Raw genomic sequence first — 18,309 nt, 5'->3', positions numbered from 1 at the left:
CATACGTGCACTGGTGGCCGAAGCGGGACCGACCGCGCGGCATCGTCGGGAGCGGCCCTACGGGCGGCGCTCTCAATCCAAGATCAAGCCTGATCTGTACTGCCGTTGTGCTAGTCGATCATGCCGGTTAAGAAACCGCAGGTGAGGAGTGGAGATGGTGGAGCCCAGGGGACTTGAACCCCTAACCCCTGCCTTGCAAAGGCAGTGCTCTGCCAGTTGAGCTAGGGCCCCGAGGCGGGCGGAGTCGCCCGGTGCTGGCAGTCGGAGGGAACGCTCAGCGCAGGTCAGGCGCGGTGGTCGCTTCGTGCCACAGAGCGCGCTCGTCGTTCGCCGCCTTCACCTTCTTGGCCACCATGGCGGCCACCCCGACCACGCCGACCAGGATCAGGAGCTTCTTGAACATGGGCCGACCCCTCGCGCTCGACTATCGTCGGACGATGTGCGGTGGGGCTAGCTGGAATCGAACCAGCGACCTCAGAGTTATCAGCTCTGCGCTCTAACCGACTGAGCTATAGCCCCGCGTAGCGACGAGCAAGGTTAACCCATCGCCGCCTCCGGCCCCAAATCGGGGGCCGGTGCGCCGCGCCAATGAAGAACCTACCCGGATATGCGATGCCGGGGCGACCGCATTACGCGGTGCCCCGGCGTCGTCGGAGTCAGTCCCGCTCGGCGAGCGTCAACTCGATCCCGCCGACCAGGTCGGCGCAGACGTTGTAGACGAACGCGCCCAGCGTGGCGAGCGCGGTGAAGAGCACGACGTTGACCAGGCCGATCAGCGCGGAGCTCAGGATCACGCCCTTGGCGGTGATCTGGAAGCCGCCGGAGCCGCCCGAGCCGCCACCTGCGTTGACCAGGTCGGTCAGGCTGTCGTTGACGCTCTTGAACACGCCCATCGCGTCCAGGGCCAGATAGAGCACCGAGGTGGCGACGACCACCACGATGAAGAGCACCACCGAGACCGCGAACGCGAACTTCATCACCGACCAGGGGTCGATCCGCTTGAGGTTCAGCCGGGCCCGGCGCGGTCCGCGCGACGCGGCCGAGCTGACCGAGGTACGCGCAGCGCGTACCGCCTCACCCACGCGCGCGGCCCCGACGGCGGCCGCACCGCTGATACTCGGCGGCAGGCCACCACCGTTGGCGGGGCGGCCGGTGGCGCCGGCGCGGGCGCCGTCCGGCGACGGCTTGGGCGCGGTGCCGAGACCGGCGCCCACCTTCGGCGGGGTGCCGGGAGTCCCGGGCGACGGCCGGCCCGTACCCGGTGTCTTGATCGCCTGGGTGGTGCCGGGCTTCGCCGTGGTGACCGACGGCCCGGCCGGCCCGTCGGCGGAGGTCGGGGCGTCGACCGGGGCCTTCTCGGCCTTCTCGCTCGTCCCCGAGTCCTCCCCGGGCTTGTCCGGCGGGGGTGCCATGCCGGGGGCCCGGGTGAACTTCGGGGCAGGCGCGTCGGCGGGGACCGTGGCCCGGCCCACGGCCGCCCGGCCCGACGCTGGTGTACCGCCCTGCGCGGCCTCCTCGTCGACCGGGTTGGCCGAGGCCCCCGTGTTCCCCGACTTCGCCTGTGTCTCCGTCATCAACTAGTCCTGTTCGTCAGGCTCGTCGGCATTGCGAGCAATTGCCACGATAGTCACGCCGTCCGGGAGGTCCATCAGCTTGACCCCCATTGTGTTCCGATCACGCGTACGGCGTACAGGCTTCACCGGAGTCCGGATGACGCCCCCGTTGCTGGTGATAGCGAAGAGTTCGTCGTCGGGGCTGATCACCGCAGCTCCGACCAGACCGCCACGTCGCTCGGTGATCTTCGCAGTCAGCACGCCCTTACCTCCCCGGCCCTGGACCGGGTATTCCTCGATCGGGGTACGTTTCGCGTATCCGCCGTTCGTCGCGACCAGCACGTCCATGTCCATACCCTCGCGGACGACCTCCATGGCCAGCAGTTCGTCGTCGTCGCTGAACCGCATGCCGATGACACCGGAGGTGGCGCGGCCCATCGGGCGCAGCGCCTCGTCCGTGGCGTTGAAGCGGATGGCCTGAGCGTTCTTGGAGACCAGCAGCAGGTCGTCCGTCGAACTCACCAGGGCAGCACCGACCAGCTCGTCCTCATCGCGCAGGTTGATCGCGATGATGCCGCCTGACCGGGGGGAGTCGAACTCCTCGAGCCGCGTCTTCTTCACCAGGCCGTTCTTCGTGGCCAGTACCAGGTAGGGCGCCACCTGGTAGTTCGGAATTTCGATGATCTGCGCGATCTGCTCGTCCGCTTGGAACGCGAGCAGGTTGGCCACGTGCTGGCCCTTGGCCACCCTACTGGCTTCGGGAAGCTCGTAGGCCTTGGCCCGGTAGACCCGACCCTTGTTGGTGAAGAACAGGATCCAGTCGTGCGTAGAGCATACGAAGAAGTGGCTGACGATGTCGTCCTGACGGAGGGTGGCGCCGCTGACGCCCTTCCCGCCCCGCCGCTGCGAGCGGTACAGGTCGACCTTGGTGCGCTTGGCGTACCCGGTGCGGGTGATGGTGACGACGACGTCCTCGCGGGCGATGAGGTCCTCCATCGAGACCTCGCCGTCGAACGGCACGATCTTGGTGCGCCGGTCGTCGCCCCACTTCGCGACGATCTCGCCCAGCTCCTCGGAGACGATCCTCCGCTGCCGCTCCGGCTTGGCCAGAATGTCCTTGAGGTCGGCGATCTCCAGCTCGAGCTTGGCCAGGTCGTCGAGAATCCGCTGCCGCTCCAGGGCGGCCAGCCGGCGCAGCTGCATGTCCAGGATCGCGGTCGCCTGGACCTCGTCAATCTCCAGTAGCCGGATCAGGCCCTGGCGGGCGTCCTCGACCGTGGGCGAGCGCCGGATCAGGGCGATCACCTCGTCCAGCGCGTCGAGAGCCTTGGCCAGACCGCGCAGGATGTGCGCCCGCTCCTCCGCCTTGCGCAGCCGGAACGCGGTCCGCCGGCGGATGACCTCGATCTGGTGCTCGACGTAGTAGCGGATGAACTGGGCCAGGTTGAGCGTGCGCGGCACGCCGTCGACGAGCGCCAGCATGTTGGCGCCGAAGGTCTCCTGGAGCTGGGTGTGCTTGTAGAGGTTGTTCAGCACCACCTTGGCGACCGCGTCGCGCTTGAGCACCAGGACGATCCGCATGCCGGTACGCCCGGAGGACTCGTCGCGGATGTCGGCGATGCCGCCGAGCTTGCCCTCCTTGATCAGCTCGGCGATCCGCTCGGCGAGGTTGTCCGGGTTGACCTGGTACGGCAGCTCGCTGACCACCAGCGCCGGGCGGCCCCGCTTGTCCTCCTCGACCTCGACCACGGCCCGCATCCGGATCGAGCCGCGCCCGGTCCGGTACGCGTCCTGGATGCCGGCCTGGCCGACGATCAGACCGTAGGTCGGGAAGTCCGGGCCCTTGACGATCTCCAGCAGCGCCTCGAGCGTGGTGGGCTCGTCGGCCTCCGGGTGCTCCAGGCACCACTGCACCGCCGCGCCGATCTCCCGCAGGTTGTGCGGCGGGATCTTGGTGGCCATGCCGACCGCGATGCCCTCGGAGCCGTTGATCAGCAGGTTGGGAATGCGGGACGGCAGGATCGTGGGCTCCTTGGCCCGGCCGTCGTAGTTGTCCTGCAGGTCGACGGTGTCCTCGTCGATGTCCCGCAGCATCTCCATGGCCAGCGGGTCGAGCTTGCACTCGGTGTACCGCATGGCCGCGGCCGGGTCGTTGCCGGGCGAACCGAAGTTGCCGTTGCCGTCGACCAGCGGGTAGCGCAGCGACCAGGGCTGCGCCATCCGGACCAGCGCGTCGTAGATGGCCGAGTCACCGTGCGGGTGGAACTGACCCATCACGTCGCCGACGACCCGGGAGCACTTCACGTAGCCGCGGTCCGGCCGGTAGCCGGAGTCGAACATGGCGTAGAGGATCTTGCGGTGAACCGGCTTGAGCCCGTCCCGGACGTCCGGCAGGGCCCGCCCGACGATGACGCTCATCGCGTAGTCGAGGTACGAGCGCTGCATCTCGACCTCGAGGCCGACCGGCTCGATCCGGTCGTGCGCGACGACCGCGGCCAGTGTCTCCGGGGTCTCCGGCTCGTTCGGGGTGGACTCGGGAGTATCGGTCACTGTTAACCCTTATCAGACTCAGAGTCGTGTTCGTGCTGTGGATAACGGCTGTGGAAACCGGCCAGACTGTGGATAACTCTGTGGACCGCCGGGCCGGCCGGTGGATCTCCGGCCGGCCCGGCCGGACCCGTCAGATGTCCAGGAACCGCACGTCCTTGGCGTTGCGTTGGATGAACGAACGGCGTGCCTCGACGTCCTCACCCATCAGAACGCTGAACAGCTCGTCGGCGGTTGCGGCGTCGTCGAGCGTCACCTGGCGCAAGGTACGGGTGGCCGGGTTCATCGTGGTCTCCCACAGCTCGGGGTAGTTCATCTCGCCGAGACCCTTGAACCGCTGGATGTCGTCCGGCTTGGCGTTGGGCTTCTTCTGCTGGCGCAGCGCGATCAGCCCGTCCCGCTCCCGGTCCGAGTACGCGTACTGGGCGTCGTCGCCCTTCTTGTTCCACTTGATCTTGTAGAGCGGCGGGGCGGCCAGGTAGACGTGCCCCAGCTCGACCAGCGGCCGCATGAACCGGAACAGCAGCGTGAGCAGCAGCGTCTGGATGTGCTGGCCGTCCACGTCCGCGTCGGCCATCAGCACAATCTTGTGGTAGCGCAGCTTCTCGATGTCGAAGTCGTCGTGGATGCCGGTGCCCAGCGCGGTGATCAGCGCCTGGACCTCGTTGTTCTTCAGCACCCGGTCGATCCGGGCCTTCTCCACGTTGAGGATCTTGCCGCGGATCGGCAGAATCGCCTGGGTACGCGGATCGCGGCCCTGCTTGGCGGAGCCGCCCGCCGAGTCACCCTCGACGATGAAGACCTCGGACTCGCGCGGGTCGGTGGACTGGCAGTCGGCCAGCTTGCCCGGCATCGAGCCGGACTCCAGGAGCGACTTGCGCCGGGCCAGCTTCCGCGCCTGCTGCGCGGCGATCCGGGCGCGGGCCGCCTGGGACGCCTTGGTGATGATGATCTTCGCCTCGGCCGGGTTCCGGTCGAACCAGTCGACCAGCGACTCGTTGCAGACCCGCTGCACGAAGCTCTTCACCGGGGTGTTGCCCAGCTTGGTCTTGGTCTGGCCCTCGAACTGCGGGTTGGTCAGCTTGACCGAGATGATCGCGGCCAGCCCCTCACGGATGTCCTCGCCGGAGAGCCTCTCGTCGCCCTTGAGCAGCTTCTTGTCCGCGCCATACCGGTTGACGACGCTGGTCAACGCGGCCCGGAAGCCCTCCTCGTGGGTGCCGCCCTCGTGCGTGTTGATGTTGTTGGCGAAGGTGTAGACCGACTCGCCGTACGACTCGTTCCACTGCATGGCGATCTCGACCGACATGCCCTCCTCCTCGGCGCCGAACTCGACCACCGTCTTGTGGATCGGGGTCTTCGACGCGTTGAGGTGCCGGACGAAGTCGGCGATACCGCCCTCGTAATGGAAGGTCACCTCGCGCGGCTTGCCCTCCTCGGTCTCCTCGACCCGCTCGTCGAGCAGGTGGATGGTGAGGCCACGGGTGAGGAAGGCCATTTCCTGCAGGCGCCGGTAGATGGTCTGGAAGTCGAAGTCGACGGTCTCGAAGACGTCCGGGTCGGGCCAGAAGGAGACCGCCGAGCCGGTGCGGTCGGTCGGCTCACCCTTCTCCAGCGTGGTCGGCTTGGAGTGGTGGTACTGCTGCCGCCAGACGAAGCCGTCCTTGTGGATCTCCACCGCCATCTTCGTGGAGAGGGCGTTCACCACGGACACGCCGACGCCGTGCAGACCACCGGAGACTGCGTACGCCTTGCCGTCGAACTTGCCGCCTGCGTGCAGCACGGTCAGCGCGACCTCGACACCCGGCTTCTTCAGCTTCGGGTGGAGGTCGACCGGGAAGCCACGCCCGTTGTCGGTGACCCGTACGCCGCCGTCGGCCAGCAGCACCACGTCGATGGTGTCGCAGTATCCGGCCAGCGCCTCGTCCACCGCGTTGTCGACGACCTCCCACACGAGGTGGTGCAGACCGCGTTCGCCGGTGGAGCCGATGTACATACCGGGCCGCTTCCGGACCGCCTCCAGCCCCTCGAGAACGGTGATCGACTCGGCGCCGTACTTCTTGTTGTCCTCCGCTGCCACCCTCGGCCACTTTCTCGCACCGACCACGCCAGGGCGCGGGGCGCGGGTTCGGCGGACAGCACGCGACGTCGGCGCACGTACCGGTCCCCGGATCTCCAGGTCACGGATCGCGTGCGCCGGGCGCCGCGGTCGCCCGCGGATCGCGATCGGCTCGACCCGATCCGGGACAATGATCAAGGGCCCTCGGGCCCCTGTCCGTCGCTCCGTGTCGGGTTTTTCGTCTCGCCGTCAATCTTACTCTGCGCGCACGACTAAACCGCCACTCGGCACCCCTGCGCGGCGGCTGAGAACTCCGTAGCCGGCCGAATCGCGTCGTCCGCGACTCCCCCTACACACCAACGACGGCTTCCGGTCGCGGCGGGGCTTCAGGCCGGCCTTCATTCGGTCGGGGGCACCGGAGGCCGGATCGTGGCCGCCAGTCGAGCTGAAGCGTCGCTGCGCCCCGATCCAGGGTGCCATCCCATCGGTACCGGCGCGTAACCGACCGGGGGTCGCGGCGGGCCCCGCCGTGCCGTACCTTTGCGGCGCCGCCGCAGCGGTCTTGATCTTTGGCGGACGGAACCGGGACGATCGACCCGATCGGTCCGACAACGCGCTTGGTAAGAGGTGACGCCAGATGGGGCTGGACAACGTCGCGGTGCACTGGCCGCGGACCGGCCGCTTCTACGACCCGGTCGCGCCGGCCGAGTTCGTCGACTTCGGCGAGATCGTGGACCTGCCACGGATCTCCGCCCCCACCGCGGCGCTCGCCGAGCTGATCGCCAAGACCGGCACGGTACGCGCGACCGCGTACACCGAGCTGGTCGACCTGATCCTCGGCCTGGAAAATGTGCTCTACGCCACGGAGAACGCGGCCGAGGACGAGGACCCGGTGATCGACCCGGACGGCTGCTCCTGGATCGCCGACGGGCTGGAGAAGTTCGTCGCCCGACATCGGCCGATCGGCGAGGCGGTGACCTTCGAGTCGGTGAGCGAGGTGCTCCGGTCGCTGCTGGGCGACGGCCGCCTGGCCGAGCAGCAGCTGCGCTGGCTGGACAGCCGGCTCGACCGGCTGCGCGACGAGAACGGCGACCCGCCGCAGTGGAACTTCACCTGCGCCGAGCTGGGCGTGCTCGCGGCCTTCTACCGGCGCTGCGCCGACCGCGGCTTCGCCGTCTACGCCGACGCCTGACCGACGCCTGTTCCCCCGGCCGCTGCCCCTCCCGGGGGAGGGGATCGGTCTCGGCCGGATGTCCGCAGGTCGGCGAAGCGGCGGGGTCGGCCGCGCTCGGAAGCCGCCACCTCGGCGAGGTGGCCGTCGACCCGGGCCGCCGGACGGTCAGCCGTAAGTGTCGCGGGGTCCGCGGCCGCGGACCCGGCGCGGGCCGCGCGACCAGGACGGCGCGGCCGGGCCGTGGATGTGGAGTTTACGCACCACGTTGTGACCGACCTCGCGGGCGATCTGCTGAAGCAGTGAGCCGGCAAGCAGCCGCAGCTGGGTCGCCCACGCCGTGGAGCGGGCCTCCACGGTCAGCTCGCCGTCCTCGAGCTTGACCGGCCGGCTGTGCTGCGCCACCTCCGGCCCGACCACGCGTTCCCAGGCGCCGAAGACCGTCGCCTCGGCCGCCGGCTGCTGCCAGCCGCGCGCCTTGACGAGCTTGTCCAGCACCGCACCGAGCGGCTGCGGGTCGCGCGGATCCGGTCCGGGACCGGAGTAACCGCGCAGCCGCCGCTCCCCGTCCCCGCGTACCGCGCTGCGCCGGCGGTTAGTGGCAGCTGCCTGCCGGCGGGCCTTCGCCGCGTCCAGCACCGCCCGGGCCAGCTCCGGCCCGGACGCCCCGGCCGGCAGATCGCCCGCAGCGCCCGACTCGACACCAGCGGCGCCGTCCGCACCGCGGCCGTCCTCGGGGGTACGCCCGCCGCGTCCCGGCCCCAGCCGGGCCGGCGGAAGCTGGACCTCATCCGACACGGCGCACCGTCCCCTCGCCCACCGCGTACCGGGTGCCGCGCAGGGCCGCCGGCACGTCCTCGTCGACCGCGCAGGTCACCAGGAGCTGGCTGGCACCGCCGACCAGCTCGGCCAGCCGCTCCCGGCGGCCGGCGTCCAGCTCGGCGAAGACATCGTCCAGCACCAGCACCGGCTCGATGCCGTCGGCGCGCAGCAGGTCGTACCCGGCGAGGCGCAGGGCCAGCGCGTAGGACCAGGACTCGCCGTGGCTGGCATACCCCTTGGCCGGCAGCGGACCGAGGGTGAGAGCCAGGTCGTCGCGGTGCGGGCCGACCAGCGTGGTGCCGCGTTCGATCTCCGCCGACCGGTTCTCGGTCAGCGCGGCGCGCAGCGCGTCCGCCAGCACCGTACGGTCGGTGGTCGGCTCGGTCAGCTCCACCGACGGCCGGTAGGCGATCCCCGCCGCGCCCTTGCCCGCGGCCACCGCGTCGTACGCCTTGGCCACGTGCGGGGCGAGCGCGGCGACCAGCTCCAGCCGGGCGGCGAGCAGCTCGGCACCGTGCTGCGCCAGATGGGTGTCCCAGACCGCGAGGGTGGAGAGGTCCCCACCCCGCGACCCGCCCGTCTTGCGGGCCAGGTACGCGGTCCGCAGCAGGGCGTTGCGCTGCTTGACCACCCGCTCGTAGTCGGCGCGCACCCCGGCGTACCGGGGCTGCCGGGTGACCAGCAGGTCGTCGAGGTAGCGGCGGCGCTCGGCCGGGTCGCCGCGGACCAGCTCCAGGTCCTCCGGGGCGAACAGCACCAGCCGCAGCGCGCCCAGCACGTCCCGGGCGCGCCGGGCCGGTGACCGGCCCAGCCGGGCCCGGTTGGCCTTGCCGGGGACGATCTCCAGCTCGACCAGGAGCTCCCGGCCCTCGTGCACCACGGCGCAACGGATCACCGCCGAGGCGGCGCCCATCCGGACCAACGGGGCGTCCGTGGCGACCCGGTGCGAGTCCAGGGTCGCCACGTAGCCGAGCGCCTCGACCAGATTGGTCTTGCCGACCCCGTTGGGGCCGATCAGCACGTTCGGGCCCGGCTCCAGGTCGACGCCGACCCGCTCGTACGAGCGGAAGTCGACCAGTTCGAGCCGGCGGACGTACACAGGCGGTGGATACCGGTCAGCTGGCGCGACGGACGACGGCGTGCCCGCCGAACTGCTGGCGCAGCGCGGCGACGGCCTTCATGGCGGGCGAGTCGTCCTGGCGGGACGCGAACCGGGCGAACAGGGAGGCGGCGATGACGTTCAGCGGCACGGCCAGCCGGACCGCCTCGTCCACCGTCCAGCGGCCCTCGCCGGTGTCCTCGGTGTAGCCGCTCAGCTCGGCCAGCTCCGGGTCCTCGTCCAGCGCCCGGTCGAGCAGGTCGAGCAGCCAGGAGCGGACCACCGTGCCCTCGCGCCAGGACTTGAAGACGCCCGGCACGTTGGTCACCAGTTCCGACTTGGCCAGCAGCTCGTAGCCCTCGGCGTACGCGTGCATCAGGCCGTACTCGATGCCGTTGTGCACCATCTTGGCGTAGTGGCCGGCGCCGACCGGGCCAGCGTGCACGAAGCCGAACTCACCCGCCGGCTTGAGCGCCTCGAAAATCGGCATCAGCCGCTCGACGTGCTCCTGGGCGCCGCCAACCATCAGGGCGTACCCGTTCTGCCGGCCCCAGACGCCGCCGGAGACGCCGACGTCGACGTAGCCGATGCCCTGCTCGTTCAGGCGCTCGGCGCGCGGGGCGTCGTCGCTGAACCGGGAGTTGCCGCCGTCGATGATGATGTCGCCCTCGCCGAGGACGCCGGCGAGCTCGTCGATGGTGGCGTCGGTGACTCCGGCCGGGACCATCACCCAGACCGCACGGGGCGACTCCAGCTTCTCGGCCAGTTCCGCGAGGCTCGCGACGTCACTCAGCTCCGCGTTGCGGTCGTAGCCGACCACCTCGTGGCCGGCGGCGCGCAACCGCTCCCGCATGTTGCCGCCCATCCGGCCGAGTCCTACCAGGCCGAGCTGCATCTGCTCCTACCTCCGTACGTCTGTCTTGCTGGGGCGCGATCAGCGGGACACGCGGATCGGCATGATGAGGTACCGGTACCCCGGGATGACCTCGCCATCCTCACCCGCGGGAGAGAGGACCGCGGGCTTGAAGGCGTCGACGAACGAGAGCAGGGCGTACTGGGCGCCGAGGTTGGCCAGGCCGTCGATCAGGTACTGCGGGTTGAAGCCGATGGTGAGTGCGTCGCCGGTGAAGGTGGCCTCCATGGCCTCGCTGGCCCGGGCCTCCTCGGTGCCGCCGGCCTCCACGACCAGGCCATCGGCGCTGAAGCTCAGCAGCACCGGTGTGGTCCGCTCGGCGACCAGCGCGACCCGCTTGACCACCTCGATCAGCGTGCTGACGGGCACCCGGGCCTCGGCGTTGTGGCTGGCCGGGAAGAGCGAGCGGACCGGAGGGTAGTTGGCCCCGTCGAGCAGCCGGCTGGTGGTCCGGCGGGTGCCACCGGAGAAGCCGATCATGCCCTCGCCCGCGCCCCCCTGGGACAGCGCCATGGTCACCTGGCCGCCGAGCGGGCCGAGGGCCTTCGCGGTGTCGTGCAGGGTCCGGGCGGGCACCAGCGCGTTAAGGCTCACCTCGGGGTCGTCCGGGTTCCACTCCATCTCGCGCAGCGCGAGGCGGTAGCGGTCGGTGGCGAGCATCGCCAGGGTGCTGCCGGAGAGCTCGATGCGGACGCCGGTCATCATCGGCAGCGTCTCGTCCCGGCCGGCGGCGACCGCCACCTGGGCCACCGCGGCGGCGAAGGCGGCGGCGTCGACCGTGCCGGCGCTCTCCGGCATCTCCGGCAGGGCCGGGTAGTCCTCGACCGGCATGGTCGGCAGGGTGAAGCGGGCGCTGCCGCAGACCAGCTCCAGGTGGGCACCGACGGCGGCGATGTCCACCGGCTTGGCCGGCAGCGCCTTGGTGATCTCGGCGAGCAGGCGGCCGGAGACCAGCGCGGCGCCGTCGGCGTCGCCCTGCACCTCAACGGTGACCTGGCTGGAGACCTCGTAGTCGAAACCGGAGACCTGGAGATTGCCGTCGGTGACCCGGAGCATCACTCCGGCCAGCACCGGTACGGAGGGTCGGTTGGGCAGGCTCTTGGCGGTCCACGCGACCGCCTCGGCGAGCGCGTCGCGCTCCACTCGGAACTTCATCAATGCCTCCGCGTCGACGTCAGCGACAACTCTCTCATGCCGACCGCTGCCACCCGTCCCGCCCGACCGGCGGGTACCCCTCGCACCTTAGGTCGCGCGGGCATCGGCTGTGCGCCCGACCCCGTGGATCCAGGTGCCGGGGCGACTGCCGATGGCAGCGTTCCGGCCCGATCCACAGGAAGTCCAACGGTGATGATTGGTTTTTGTTGTTTAGAAGAGATAACTCATCGTCTTCATCGCACCTGTGCAAACTGTGGAGAACCGGCGTCCGCGCAGGTCAGACAGGTTATCCACCAGTGGTTTGGCTGTGGAGAACCAGGGGTACAACCCGTGTTCTGGTCCACAGCCCGCGCCGGCCCCCAGGTTGTCCACGGTTGTCCACCGGTTGTCCACCGCTAATCCACGGGGTTTCTCCCCAGTGTTGTGGACGGGCTGGCCCGCGTCGATCGACGTCATCCCCAGAACCTTCAACAGGCCGCCCACAGGCCGACCGTCGGCCGTGGACAACCCGGCCGTCGTCCCCAGGCGTCCACAGCGTCGTCCCCAGGAGTTGTCCACAGTCTGTGGGTAACCGTGCCGGGACGTAGCGTGGTTTTCCACCGTCTGTGGAACAGGGGGTGTGGACAACGAAGCCGTGCTGTGGACGAACCCGACGCCGATCGTGGGCCCTCGACCGGGTGGAGGGTCAAGTTTCCGACGTCCGCCGGCACGAAAAAGGCCCGGCCGGAAGTCCGGCCGGGCCCTGCGCCACCGTTCTGCGGCGGCGAAGGAGTCAGGTGGTCTGCTTGATCCGGTTGGTCAGCTCGGCGATCTGGTTGTAGAGCGAGCGCCGCTCCGCCATCTGCTGGCGGATTTTCCGGTCGGCGTGCATGACCGTGGTGTGGTCCCGGCCGCCGAACGCCTGCCCGATCCGCGGCAGCGACAGGTCGGTCAGCTCGCGGCACAGGTACATGGCCACCTGGCGGGCGTTGACCAGCACCCGGGAGCGGGAGTGGCCGCGCAGGTCCTCCAGGCTCACCCCGAAGTAGTCGGCGGTGGAGACCATGATCTGGTCGGCGGTGATCTCCGGGCCGGCGCCGTCCGGGATGAAGTCCCGCAGCACCTCCTCGGCGAGCGACAGCTCCACCGACGAGCGGGTGAGGCTGGCGAACGCGGTGACCCGGATCAGCGCGCCCTCCAGTTCCCGGATCGAGTTCGACACCCGCGAGGCGATGAACTCCAGCACGTCCGGCGGCGCGTACAGGCGCTCCTGCGCCGCCTTCTTCTGCAGGATCGCGATCCGGGTCTCCAGGTCCGGCGGCTGGATGTCGGCGAGCAGCCCCCACTCGAACCGGGTCCGCAGCCGGTCCTCCAGCGTCGCCAACTGCTTCGGCGACCGGTCGGAGGTGATCACGATCTGCTTGTTGGCGTTGTGCAGGGTGTTGAAGGTGTGGAAGAACTCCTCCTGGGTCCGCTCCCGGTTCTCCAGGAACTGGATGTCGTCGATCAGGAGGATGTCCACGTCCCGGTAGCGGCGCTGGAACGCGCTGGTCTTGTCGTCGCGTAGCGAGTTGATGAAGTCGTTGGTGAACTCCTCGGTCGAGACGTACCGGACCGAGCGGGCGTTGCCCAGCGTCGTGGCGTAGTGCCCGATGGCGTGCAGCAGGTGGGTCTTGCCCAGCCCGGAGCTGCCGTAGATGAAGAGCGGGTTGTAGGCCTTCGCCGGCGACTCGGCCACCGCGACGGACGCCGCGTGCGCGAAGCGGTTCGAGGAGCCGATGACGAACGTCTCGAACATGTACTTCGGGTTGAGCCGGTTGCCGCCGGTCTCCCCGCCACCGGGTAGCCGCCGGTCGGCCTGGCCGCCGGGGCGGTGGTCCGGGCCACTCCGACCCGGCCCGCTGTCGGTGGCGCCGTCCCGGGGCAGCCCGCGCAGCGGTGTGTCGGCCGGGCCGGGGTGCTCCCGGTAGCGGGGCTCGTACCCGCCGGCGTCGGGAGCCGGGGGCTCGACCCGGGACCGCTCGTCGAAGCCGCGGCGCTCGGGGGCGCGCATCGGCTCGGTGAAGGCCGTGCTGAACAGGGTGTCCTGACCGTCCCGGCTGGCCGGGATCAGGTGCGGCCGGCCGCCGTCGGGTGTGCGCTGCCGCGGCGCCGGCTCCTCGATCGGGAGGTCGGCCGGCTCACCGGCGTACGGCGGGGCCTCGGGCCGGCCCGGGTAGCCGAGCTTGGGGAAACCGGGTGCCTCGACTGGCGGGCCGGGCTCGAGGCCGGCGAGCAGGTCCAGCGGGACGTCGCGGTCCGCCGATTCGGGACCGGTGCGGTAGACGGTGCCGGCCGCGCGGCTGCCCGCCTCCTCGGCGACCCGCACGGTGACGGCCACCTGGATGGGCCGGCCGAGCCGCCGGCTGAGGGCCTCGGTGATCGCCGGGCGCAGCCGCGACTCGATCACGTCCCGGGTGAAGGCGTCCGGTACCGAGAGCAGGGCGGTGTCCTCGACGATCGCCCGCAGCCGGGTGAGCCGGAGGTACGCCCGTTGCTGCGCGGAGATGATCTCGTCGGCGAGTTCCTCGGTCGTCGCCGTCCACACCGCGGCAAGGTCGGTCGCTCCGGTCACCGTCGTGCCACCCCCTCGCCTCTGCTCCCGACCACCGCTGCTGTCCATCGGCAGTCCCGGCCCGCCACCGCGTACGCGCGGGCGTACGCCACGCCCACCCGGACGGCTGACCGGTCGTCATCCACAAGTTATCCACAGCCTGTGTGTACCGACCGATTGTGGCCGCCCACCGGACGCGGGTCGGACCTGCCCCCTGGTTCCCGGGAGGCGCTGAAGCGGGTTCACCGTGCCGAACGATTCACTACCTTGTCCGGTCTTGCCGATCAGCGACAACCCGGAGCCCGACGCTGACCGCAATCGGGCACGCTAACAGCGGGGACCCCGCGCGTTCAACCGTCGACACCGTGGCAGCCTTGTCAACATCCGCGAAAACCGCCCCTTCGGTCGCGCTCCCAAGGGCGGCCGGGGTGGGAGTGTGTGATGTTTGACGGCTATTGCCCCCCTGCGTAGGCTGGAGCGGCTGCTCTCTCGCCCTCTGCTAGGGTGATGGGTGCTTGCTGTCCGCGGTCGCTTCCCCGTATCGCCGAGGTCCCGCGTCGTCGGGCAGCACCGATCGGAGGTCACCGGGAAGGTGGCCTGGACCACCACACGACCCCGGGCGATCCCCCGCGCGGGGCGTACGACAACGGAGAGCCTGACGTGAGCAAGCGCACCTACCAGCCGAACAACCGCCGGCGCGCGAAGACCCACGGCTTCCGGCTGCGCATGCGCACCCGTGCCGGCCGCGCCATCATCTCGACCCGTCGCGCCAAGGGCCGCGCCCGCCTGGCGGCCTGAGGCCGACCGGTCCGGTCCGGGGACGTGGGCAGAGGTGCTGGCCGCCGCGCAGCGACTGCGGCGCAGTAGCGACTTCGCCGCAGCGGTCCGGGGTGGCCGACGCGTCGGCCGTGGTGCCGTCGTGGTGCACCTGACCCTCCCCGAGCAGACCGGACCCACCGCGACAACCTCGCCGGAGCCGGCGCGGGCCAGCGGTGCGGAGTCCACCGCACCGAGCCGCGCCGGCTTCGTCGTGTCCAAGGCGGTCGGTAACGCGGTGGTCCGCAACAAGGTCCGACGCCGGCTGCGGCACCTGGTCCGCGAGCGCCTGGCGGACCTGCCGGCCGGTGCCACGCTGGTGGTACGCGCACTGCCTCAGGCCGCCGACGTGTCGTACGCCCGGCTGGGGGCCGACCTTGACGCCGCCGTCGCCGCCGCGCGTACCCCCCGGGGTCGGCGGGCCCGGTGAGCGGCGGGAACGCCGCGCCGCGGCCGACGACTAGCGGTGCCCGCATGCTGCTGGTGCCCATCATCGCGTACCGTCGGTGGATAAGTCCGGCACTGCCGGCCCGCTGCCGGTTCTACCCGTCGTGCAGTGCCTACGCCGTCGAGGCGGTCTCCCGGCACGGCGCACTGCGGGGAGCCTGGTTGACGGTCCGGCGGCTGTCGCGCTGCCACCCCTTCCACCCTGGTGGACACGACCCGGTGCCGGAGCCGGGCGACCGCCGCCGTGCCGACGTGACTGGAGCCTGAGTGTTTAGCCTCGACTGGGTCTACTACGCCATTTCGTGGATCCTGCTGACCTGGCACTCGGCCTGGGACGCCATCGTTCCGGCCGAGGCGGTGATCGGGACGAACTGGCCCTGGATCCTCGCCATCGTCTTCCTGGTGGTGACGGTCCGGGTGATCCTCTTCCCGGTCTTCGTCAAGCAGATCAAGTCGCAGCGGGCGATGCAGGCGCTCCAGCCCAGGGTCAAGGAGCTCCAGGAGAAGCACAAGGGTGACCGGGAGACGCTCCAGAAGGAGATGATGGAGCTCTACCGGAAGGAAAAGGCCAACCCGCTGATGGGCTGCCTTCCGATGTTTCTCCAGATTCCGGTCTTCCTGGGCCTCTTCCACGTGCTGCGGCGCCTCGACCCCAACAAGCAGGCCAAGACGCTCTACGGCTGGACGGTCGACCAGTTCGAGAGCGCCTCGCACGCCAAGCTCTTCACCGCCCCGATCTCCGGCAAGTTCGGCTCCACCCCGGCCGAGCTGGCCAGCCTTGGTGCGAACGGTCACACGGTGAAGCTGATCGCCGGCGTCCTGGTGCTGATCATGATCGCCACGACGTACCTCACCAGCCGTCAGATGATCCTCAAGACCGGCTGGGCGGAGGACCCGCAGCAGCGGATGGTTCAGCGGCTGATGCTCTACGGCATCCCGGTGTCGCTGCTGGTGTCCGGCGCGATCTTCCCGATCGGTGTGATCATCTACTGGGTCACCAACAACCTCTTCACCCTCGGCCAGCAGCAGTGGGTGCTGCGGAAGTTCCCCCCGCCGCCCACCGCGAAGACCGGCGCTGCGGCCCGCACCACGGCCCAGCCGGCCAAGACCGGTGGCCTGCTCGGCCGCAAGGCCCAGCCGGCGGTGAAGGCCCCGGCGACCGCGCCCAAGGTGGCCGGCCCGAAGCCCGGCGCCAAGCCGGCCAACCCGAAGAAGAACCGCCCCGCCAAGCGGCAGGGCTGAGCCTCCGGGCCGCCACCGGGATCCCGGTGGCGGCCCGTTCCGGCCCCCGAGCTGCCGCCGTACGGTCGGCGCCGGGCCGGAACCGCCGCGCGGAGCGCGGTCACGGGCGAAACTGGCCCGTACAGACGTGCCCGAGGGCATCGGCGAACCCCGCGCCGCCCCGGGAGACCAGCGGACCCGACGGTCCGGCCGAGCGAGTACGGAGATGAGACCGTGACCGACACCAGCATCCCCAGCGCCGAGCAGTCCCTGGACGAGGAGACCGTGCCCACCGAGGAGGCCGAGGAGACCGAGGCCGAGTCGGCGGCCGCGGAGAAGAAGGCCCCGGCCGACAGCGACCTGTTCCGGCAGAGCGAGATCGCGGCGGACTACGTCGAGGGTCTGCTCGACATCCTCGACTACGACGGCGACATCGACGAGCTGGTCTCCGGCGGCCGTCCGGTCGTCGAGGTGGTCGGCGGCCGCCTGCAGAACCTGATCGGTCAGCGCGGCGCCACCCTGGAGGCGCTCCAGGAGCTGGCCCGGCTGGCGGTGTTCCGGCAGACCGGTTCGCCCAGCCGCCTGCTGCTCGACGTCGGCGGCTACCGGGCCGCCCGGCGCAAGGAACTCGCCGCCGTCGCGAAGAACGCGGTGGAGAAGGTCAAGGAGTACGGCGAGCCGGTGCGCCTGGAGCCGATGTCCGCGTTCGAGCGCAAGTGCGTGCACGACGTGGTGAACGCGATGAGCGGCGTGGAGAGCGAGTCCGAGGGCGTCGAGCCGAACCGCCGCATCGTTGTCCGGCCGGCGGCGGACTGACGGGGTGACCCACGACGAGACGACGGCGGGTGCCGTGGCCGGCCCGGGTGGTACGCCGCCCGGGCCGTCGCCTGTCCGGCCCGACCCGACGGTCGACCCGATCTTCTCCGACGACCACGCCGCCTCCCCGGCCCGGCCGTCGTTTACCGGCACGCCGTCGGCCGCGGACCCCACCTTCTCCGGTGGCGGACCTGCTGACGAGCCTTCGATTCCGGTCGATTCCTCGGATGCCGTGACTCCGGCCTTCTCGACCGAACCGGTGGCGGAAGAGGAAACGGCCCCGGCGGCGCCGGTGGGTGCCGTCGAACCGGTGTTCGCCGAGCCGGCGACGCCTTCCCTTCCAGAGGGCGGTAACGGTGAGGGGACGCCGTCCCCGGGCACGGCGACGCTGCCGCCCGAGCTGGCGGCGGCCGCCCGCACCCTCTTCGGCGACCGACTCGACCTGGCTGCCGCGTACGCCGAACTGCTCGCGACGGACGGCGTGGTGCGCGGCCTGATCGGCCCCCGCGAGACGCCGCGGCTCTGGGAGCGGCACCTGCTCAACTGCGCGGCGATGGCGGAGCGGATTCCGGAGGGCGCGAGCCTGATTGACGTCGGCTCCGGCGCCGGACTGCCCGGCCTGGTCCTGGCGATCGCCCGTCCCGACCTCACCGTCACGCTGGTCGAGCCACTCGCCCGACGGACCGCGTTCCTGATCGAAGCGGTGCAGCAGCTCGGCCTGACTGCATCGGTCCGGGTCTTCCGGGGCCGGGCGGAGGAGGCGGCGGCCGGGTCCCGGGACGTCGCCGCGCTCAGCGCGGACATCGTGACCGCGCGGGCGGTGGCCGCGCTGGACCGGCTCGCCGCGTGGTGCCTGCCGCTCACGGCGCCGGGCGGCCGGCTGGTGGCACTCAAGGGGGCCTCCGCCGCCGAGGAGATCGCCGAGCACGCCGACGCGGTCGCCCGGCTCGGCGGTGGCGAGCCGGAGCTGCACCGGTGCGGTGTGGGCGTGATCGACCCGCCGGCCACGGTGATCGAGGTGGTGCGGGAGCGAGTGGTCGGCTCGGTCCGTAAGAAGGGCCCCAAGCGCTCGCGCGGCGGCCGCCGCCGTGGTGGGCACGGCCGGGATCGCTGACGCC

At 70.8% G+C, this 18,309-nt stretch carries 16 protein-coding genes and 2 tRNA genes; 7 read left to right on the top strand and 11 right to left on the bottom strand.

What is annotated here, in order from left to right:
* Positions 1 to 155 precede the first annotated feature (155 nt).
* The 6 genes from ABZ783_RS04110 to gyrB all read right to left on the bottom strand — a co-directional run bounded on the left by ABZ783_RS04110 (position 156) and on the right by gyrB (position 6,180).
* Positions 156 to 231: transfer RNA gene (locus ABZ783_RS04110), tRNA-Ala, on the bottom strand.
* A 43-nt stretch (positions 232 to 274) separates the two neighbouring features.
* On the bottom strand, positions 275 to 403 hold the full coding sequence (locus tag ABZ783_RS04105; protein WP_357434434.1) for a DLW-39 family protein: 129 nt from the start codon (positions 401 to 403) through the stop codon (positions 275 to 277).
* 42 nt (positions 404 to 445) lie between these two features.
* Positions 446 to 519 (bottom strand) — tRNA-Ile (locus ABZ783_RS04100).
* A 137-nt stretch (positions 520 to 656) separates the two neighbouring features.
* Positions 657 to 1,574, bottom strand: a complete 918-nt coding sequence (locus ABZ783_RS04095) for a DUF3566 domain-containing protein (protein ID WP_357434433.1) — start codon at positions 1,572 to 1,574, stop codon at positions 657 to 659.
* Between the two features lie 3 nt (positions 1,575 to 1,577).
* Positions 1,578 to 4,103 carry a DNA gyrase subunit A gene (gene gyrA / locus ABZ783_RS04090; protein ID WP_357434432.1) on the bottom strand — a complete coding sequence of 842 codons (2,526 nt, stop codon included), beginning with the start codon at positions 4,101 to 4,103 and terminating at the stop codon, positions 1,578 to 1,580.
* 130 nt (positions 4,104 to 4,233) lie between these two features.
* Positions 4,234 to 6,180, bottom strand: coding sequence for a DNA topoisomerase (ATP-hydrolyzing) subunit B (gene gyrB, locus ABZ783_RS04085; RefSeq protein WP_357434431.1), 1,947 nt, complete (start codon positions 6,178 to 6,180; stop codon positions 4,234 to 4,236).
* Between the two features lie 616 nt (positions 6,181 to 6,796).
* On the opposite strand from gyrB, the gene ABZ783_RS04080 reads away from it, so the two are divergent.
* Positions 6,797 to 7,351: a hypothetical protein gene (locus tag ABZ783_RS04080; protein WP_357434430.1), complete on the top strand. Its 555-nt coding sequence runs from the start codon at positions 6,797 to 6,799 to the stop codon at positions 7,349 to 7,351.
* Positions 7,352 to 7,498: 147 nt separating this feature from the next.
* Here ABZ783_RS04080 and ABZ783_RS04075 read toward each other — a convergent pair whose 3' ends face one another.
* The 5 genes from ABZ783_RS04075 to dnaA all read right to left on the bottom strand — a co-directional run bounded on the left by ABZ783_RS04075 (position 7,499) and on the right by dnaA (position 13,912).
* Complete coding sequence (locus ABZ783_RS04075; RefSeq protein ID WP_357434765.1) at positions 7,499 to 8,008, bottom strand: DciA family protein; 510 nt, start codon at positions 8,006 to 8,008, stop codon at positions 7,499 to 7,501.
* Between the two features lie 109 nt (positions 8,009 to 8,117).
* The gene (recF, locus tag ABZ783_RS04070; RefSeq protein ID WP_357434429.1) at positions 8,118 to 9,251 is read right to left on the bottom strand and encodes a DNA replication/repair protein RecF; all 1,134 of its coding nucleotides are present in this window, start codon (positions 9,249 to 9,251) and stop codon (positions 8,118 to 8,120) included.
* 16 nt (positions 9,252 to 9,267) lie between these two features.
* Entirely contained in the window at positions 9,268 to 10,146 is an 879-nt protein-coding gene (gene gnd, locus ABZ783_RS04065) for a phosphogluconate dehydrogenase (NAD(+)-dependent, decarboxylating) (RefSeq protein WP_357434428.1), read from the bottom strand.
* Between the two features lie 39 nt (positions 10,147 to 10,185).
* Entirely contained in the window at positions 10,186 to 11,319 is a 1,134-nt protein-coding gene (gene dnaN / locus ABZ783_RS04060) for a DNA polymerase III subunit beta (protein ID WP_357434427.1), read from the bottom strand.
* 772 nt (positions 11,320 to 12,091) lie between these two features.
* Complete coding sequence (gene dnaA / locus ABZ783_RS04055; protein ID WP_357434426.1) at positions 12,092 to 13,912, bottom strand: chromosomal replication initiator protein DnaA; 1,821 nt, start codon at positions 13,910 to 13,912, stop codon at positions 12,092 to 12,094.
* A 639-nt stretch (positions 13,913 to 14,551) separates the two neighbouring features.
* Between dnaA and rpmH the strand changes: the two genes are divergently transcribed.
* From rpmH to rsmG, 6 genes are all read left to right on the top strand, one after another.
* Positions 14,552 to 14,689: a 50S ribosomal protein L34 gene (rpmH, locus tag ABZ783_RS04050; RefSeq protein WP_073836962.1), complete on the top strand. Its 138-nt coding sequence runs from the start codon at positions 14,552 to 14,554 to the stop codon at positions 14,687 to 14,689.
* A 34-nt stretch (positions 14,690 to 14,723) separates the two neighbouring features.
* Positions 14,724 to 15,137: a ribonuclease P protein component gene (gene rnpA / locus ABZ783_RS04045; protein ID WP_357434425.1), complete on the top strand. Its 414-nt coding sequence runs from the start codon at positions 14,724 to 14,726 to the stop codon at positions 15,135 to 15,137.
* 44 nt (positions 15,138 to 15,181) lie between these two features.
* Complete coding sequence (gene yidD, locus ABZ783_RS04040; protein WP_222870422.1) at positions 15,182 to 15,421, top strand: membrane protein insertion efficiency factor YidD; 240 nt, start codon at positions 15,182 to 15,184, stop codon at positions 15,419 to 15,421.
* Positions 15,422 to 16,396, top strand: a complete 975-nt coding sequence (yidC, locus tag ABZ783_RS04035; protein ID WP_357434424.1) for a membrane protein insertase YidC — start codon at positions 15,422 to 15,424, stop codon at positions 16,394 to 16,396.
* A gap of 213 nt (positions 16,397 to 16,609) precedes the next feature.
* Entirely contained in the window at positions 16,610 to 17,191 is a 582-nt protein-coding gene (locus ABZ783_RS04030) for a R3H domain-containing nucleic acid-binding protein (RefSeq protein WP_357434423.1), read from the top strand.
* A gap of 388 nt (positions 17,192 to 17,579) precedes the next feature.
* Positions 17,580 to 18,305: a 16S rRNA (guanine(527)-N(7))-methyltransferase RsmG gene (gene rsmG, locus ABZ783_RS04025; protein ID WP_357434764.1), complete on the top strand. Its 726-nt coding sequence runs from the start codon at positions 17,580 to 17,582 to the stop codon at positions 18,303 to 18,305.
* Positions 18,306 to 18,309: the final 4 nt, after the last annotated feature.

It is taken from the genome of Micromonospora sp. NPDC047738 (genome assembly GCF_040642675.1).
Classification (GTDB): Bacteria; Actinomycetota; Actinomycetes; order Mycobacteriales; family Micromonosporaceae; genus Micromonospora.
The sequence above is the reverse complement of the archived record's forward strand: the minus strand, read 5'-3'. Positions and strand labels throughout refer to the sequence as shown.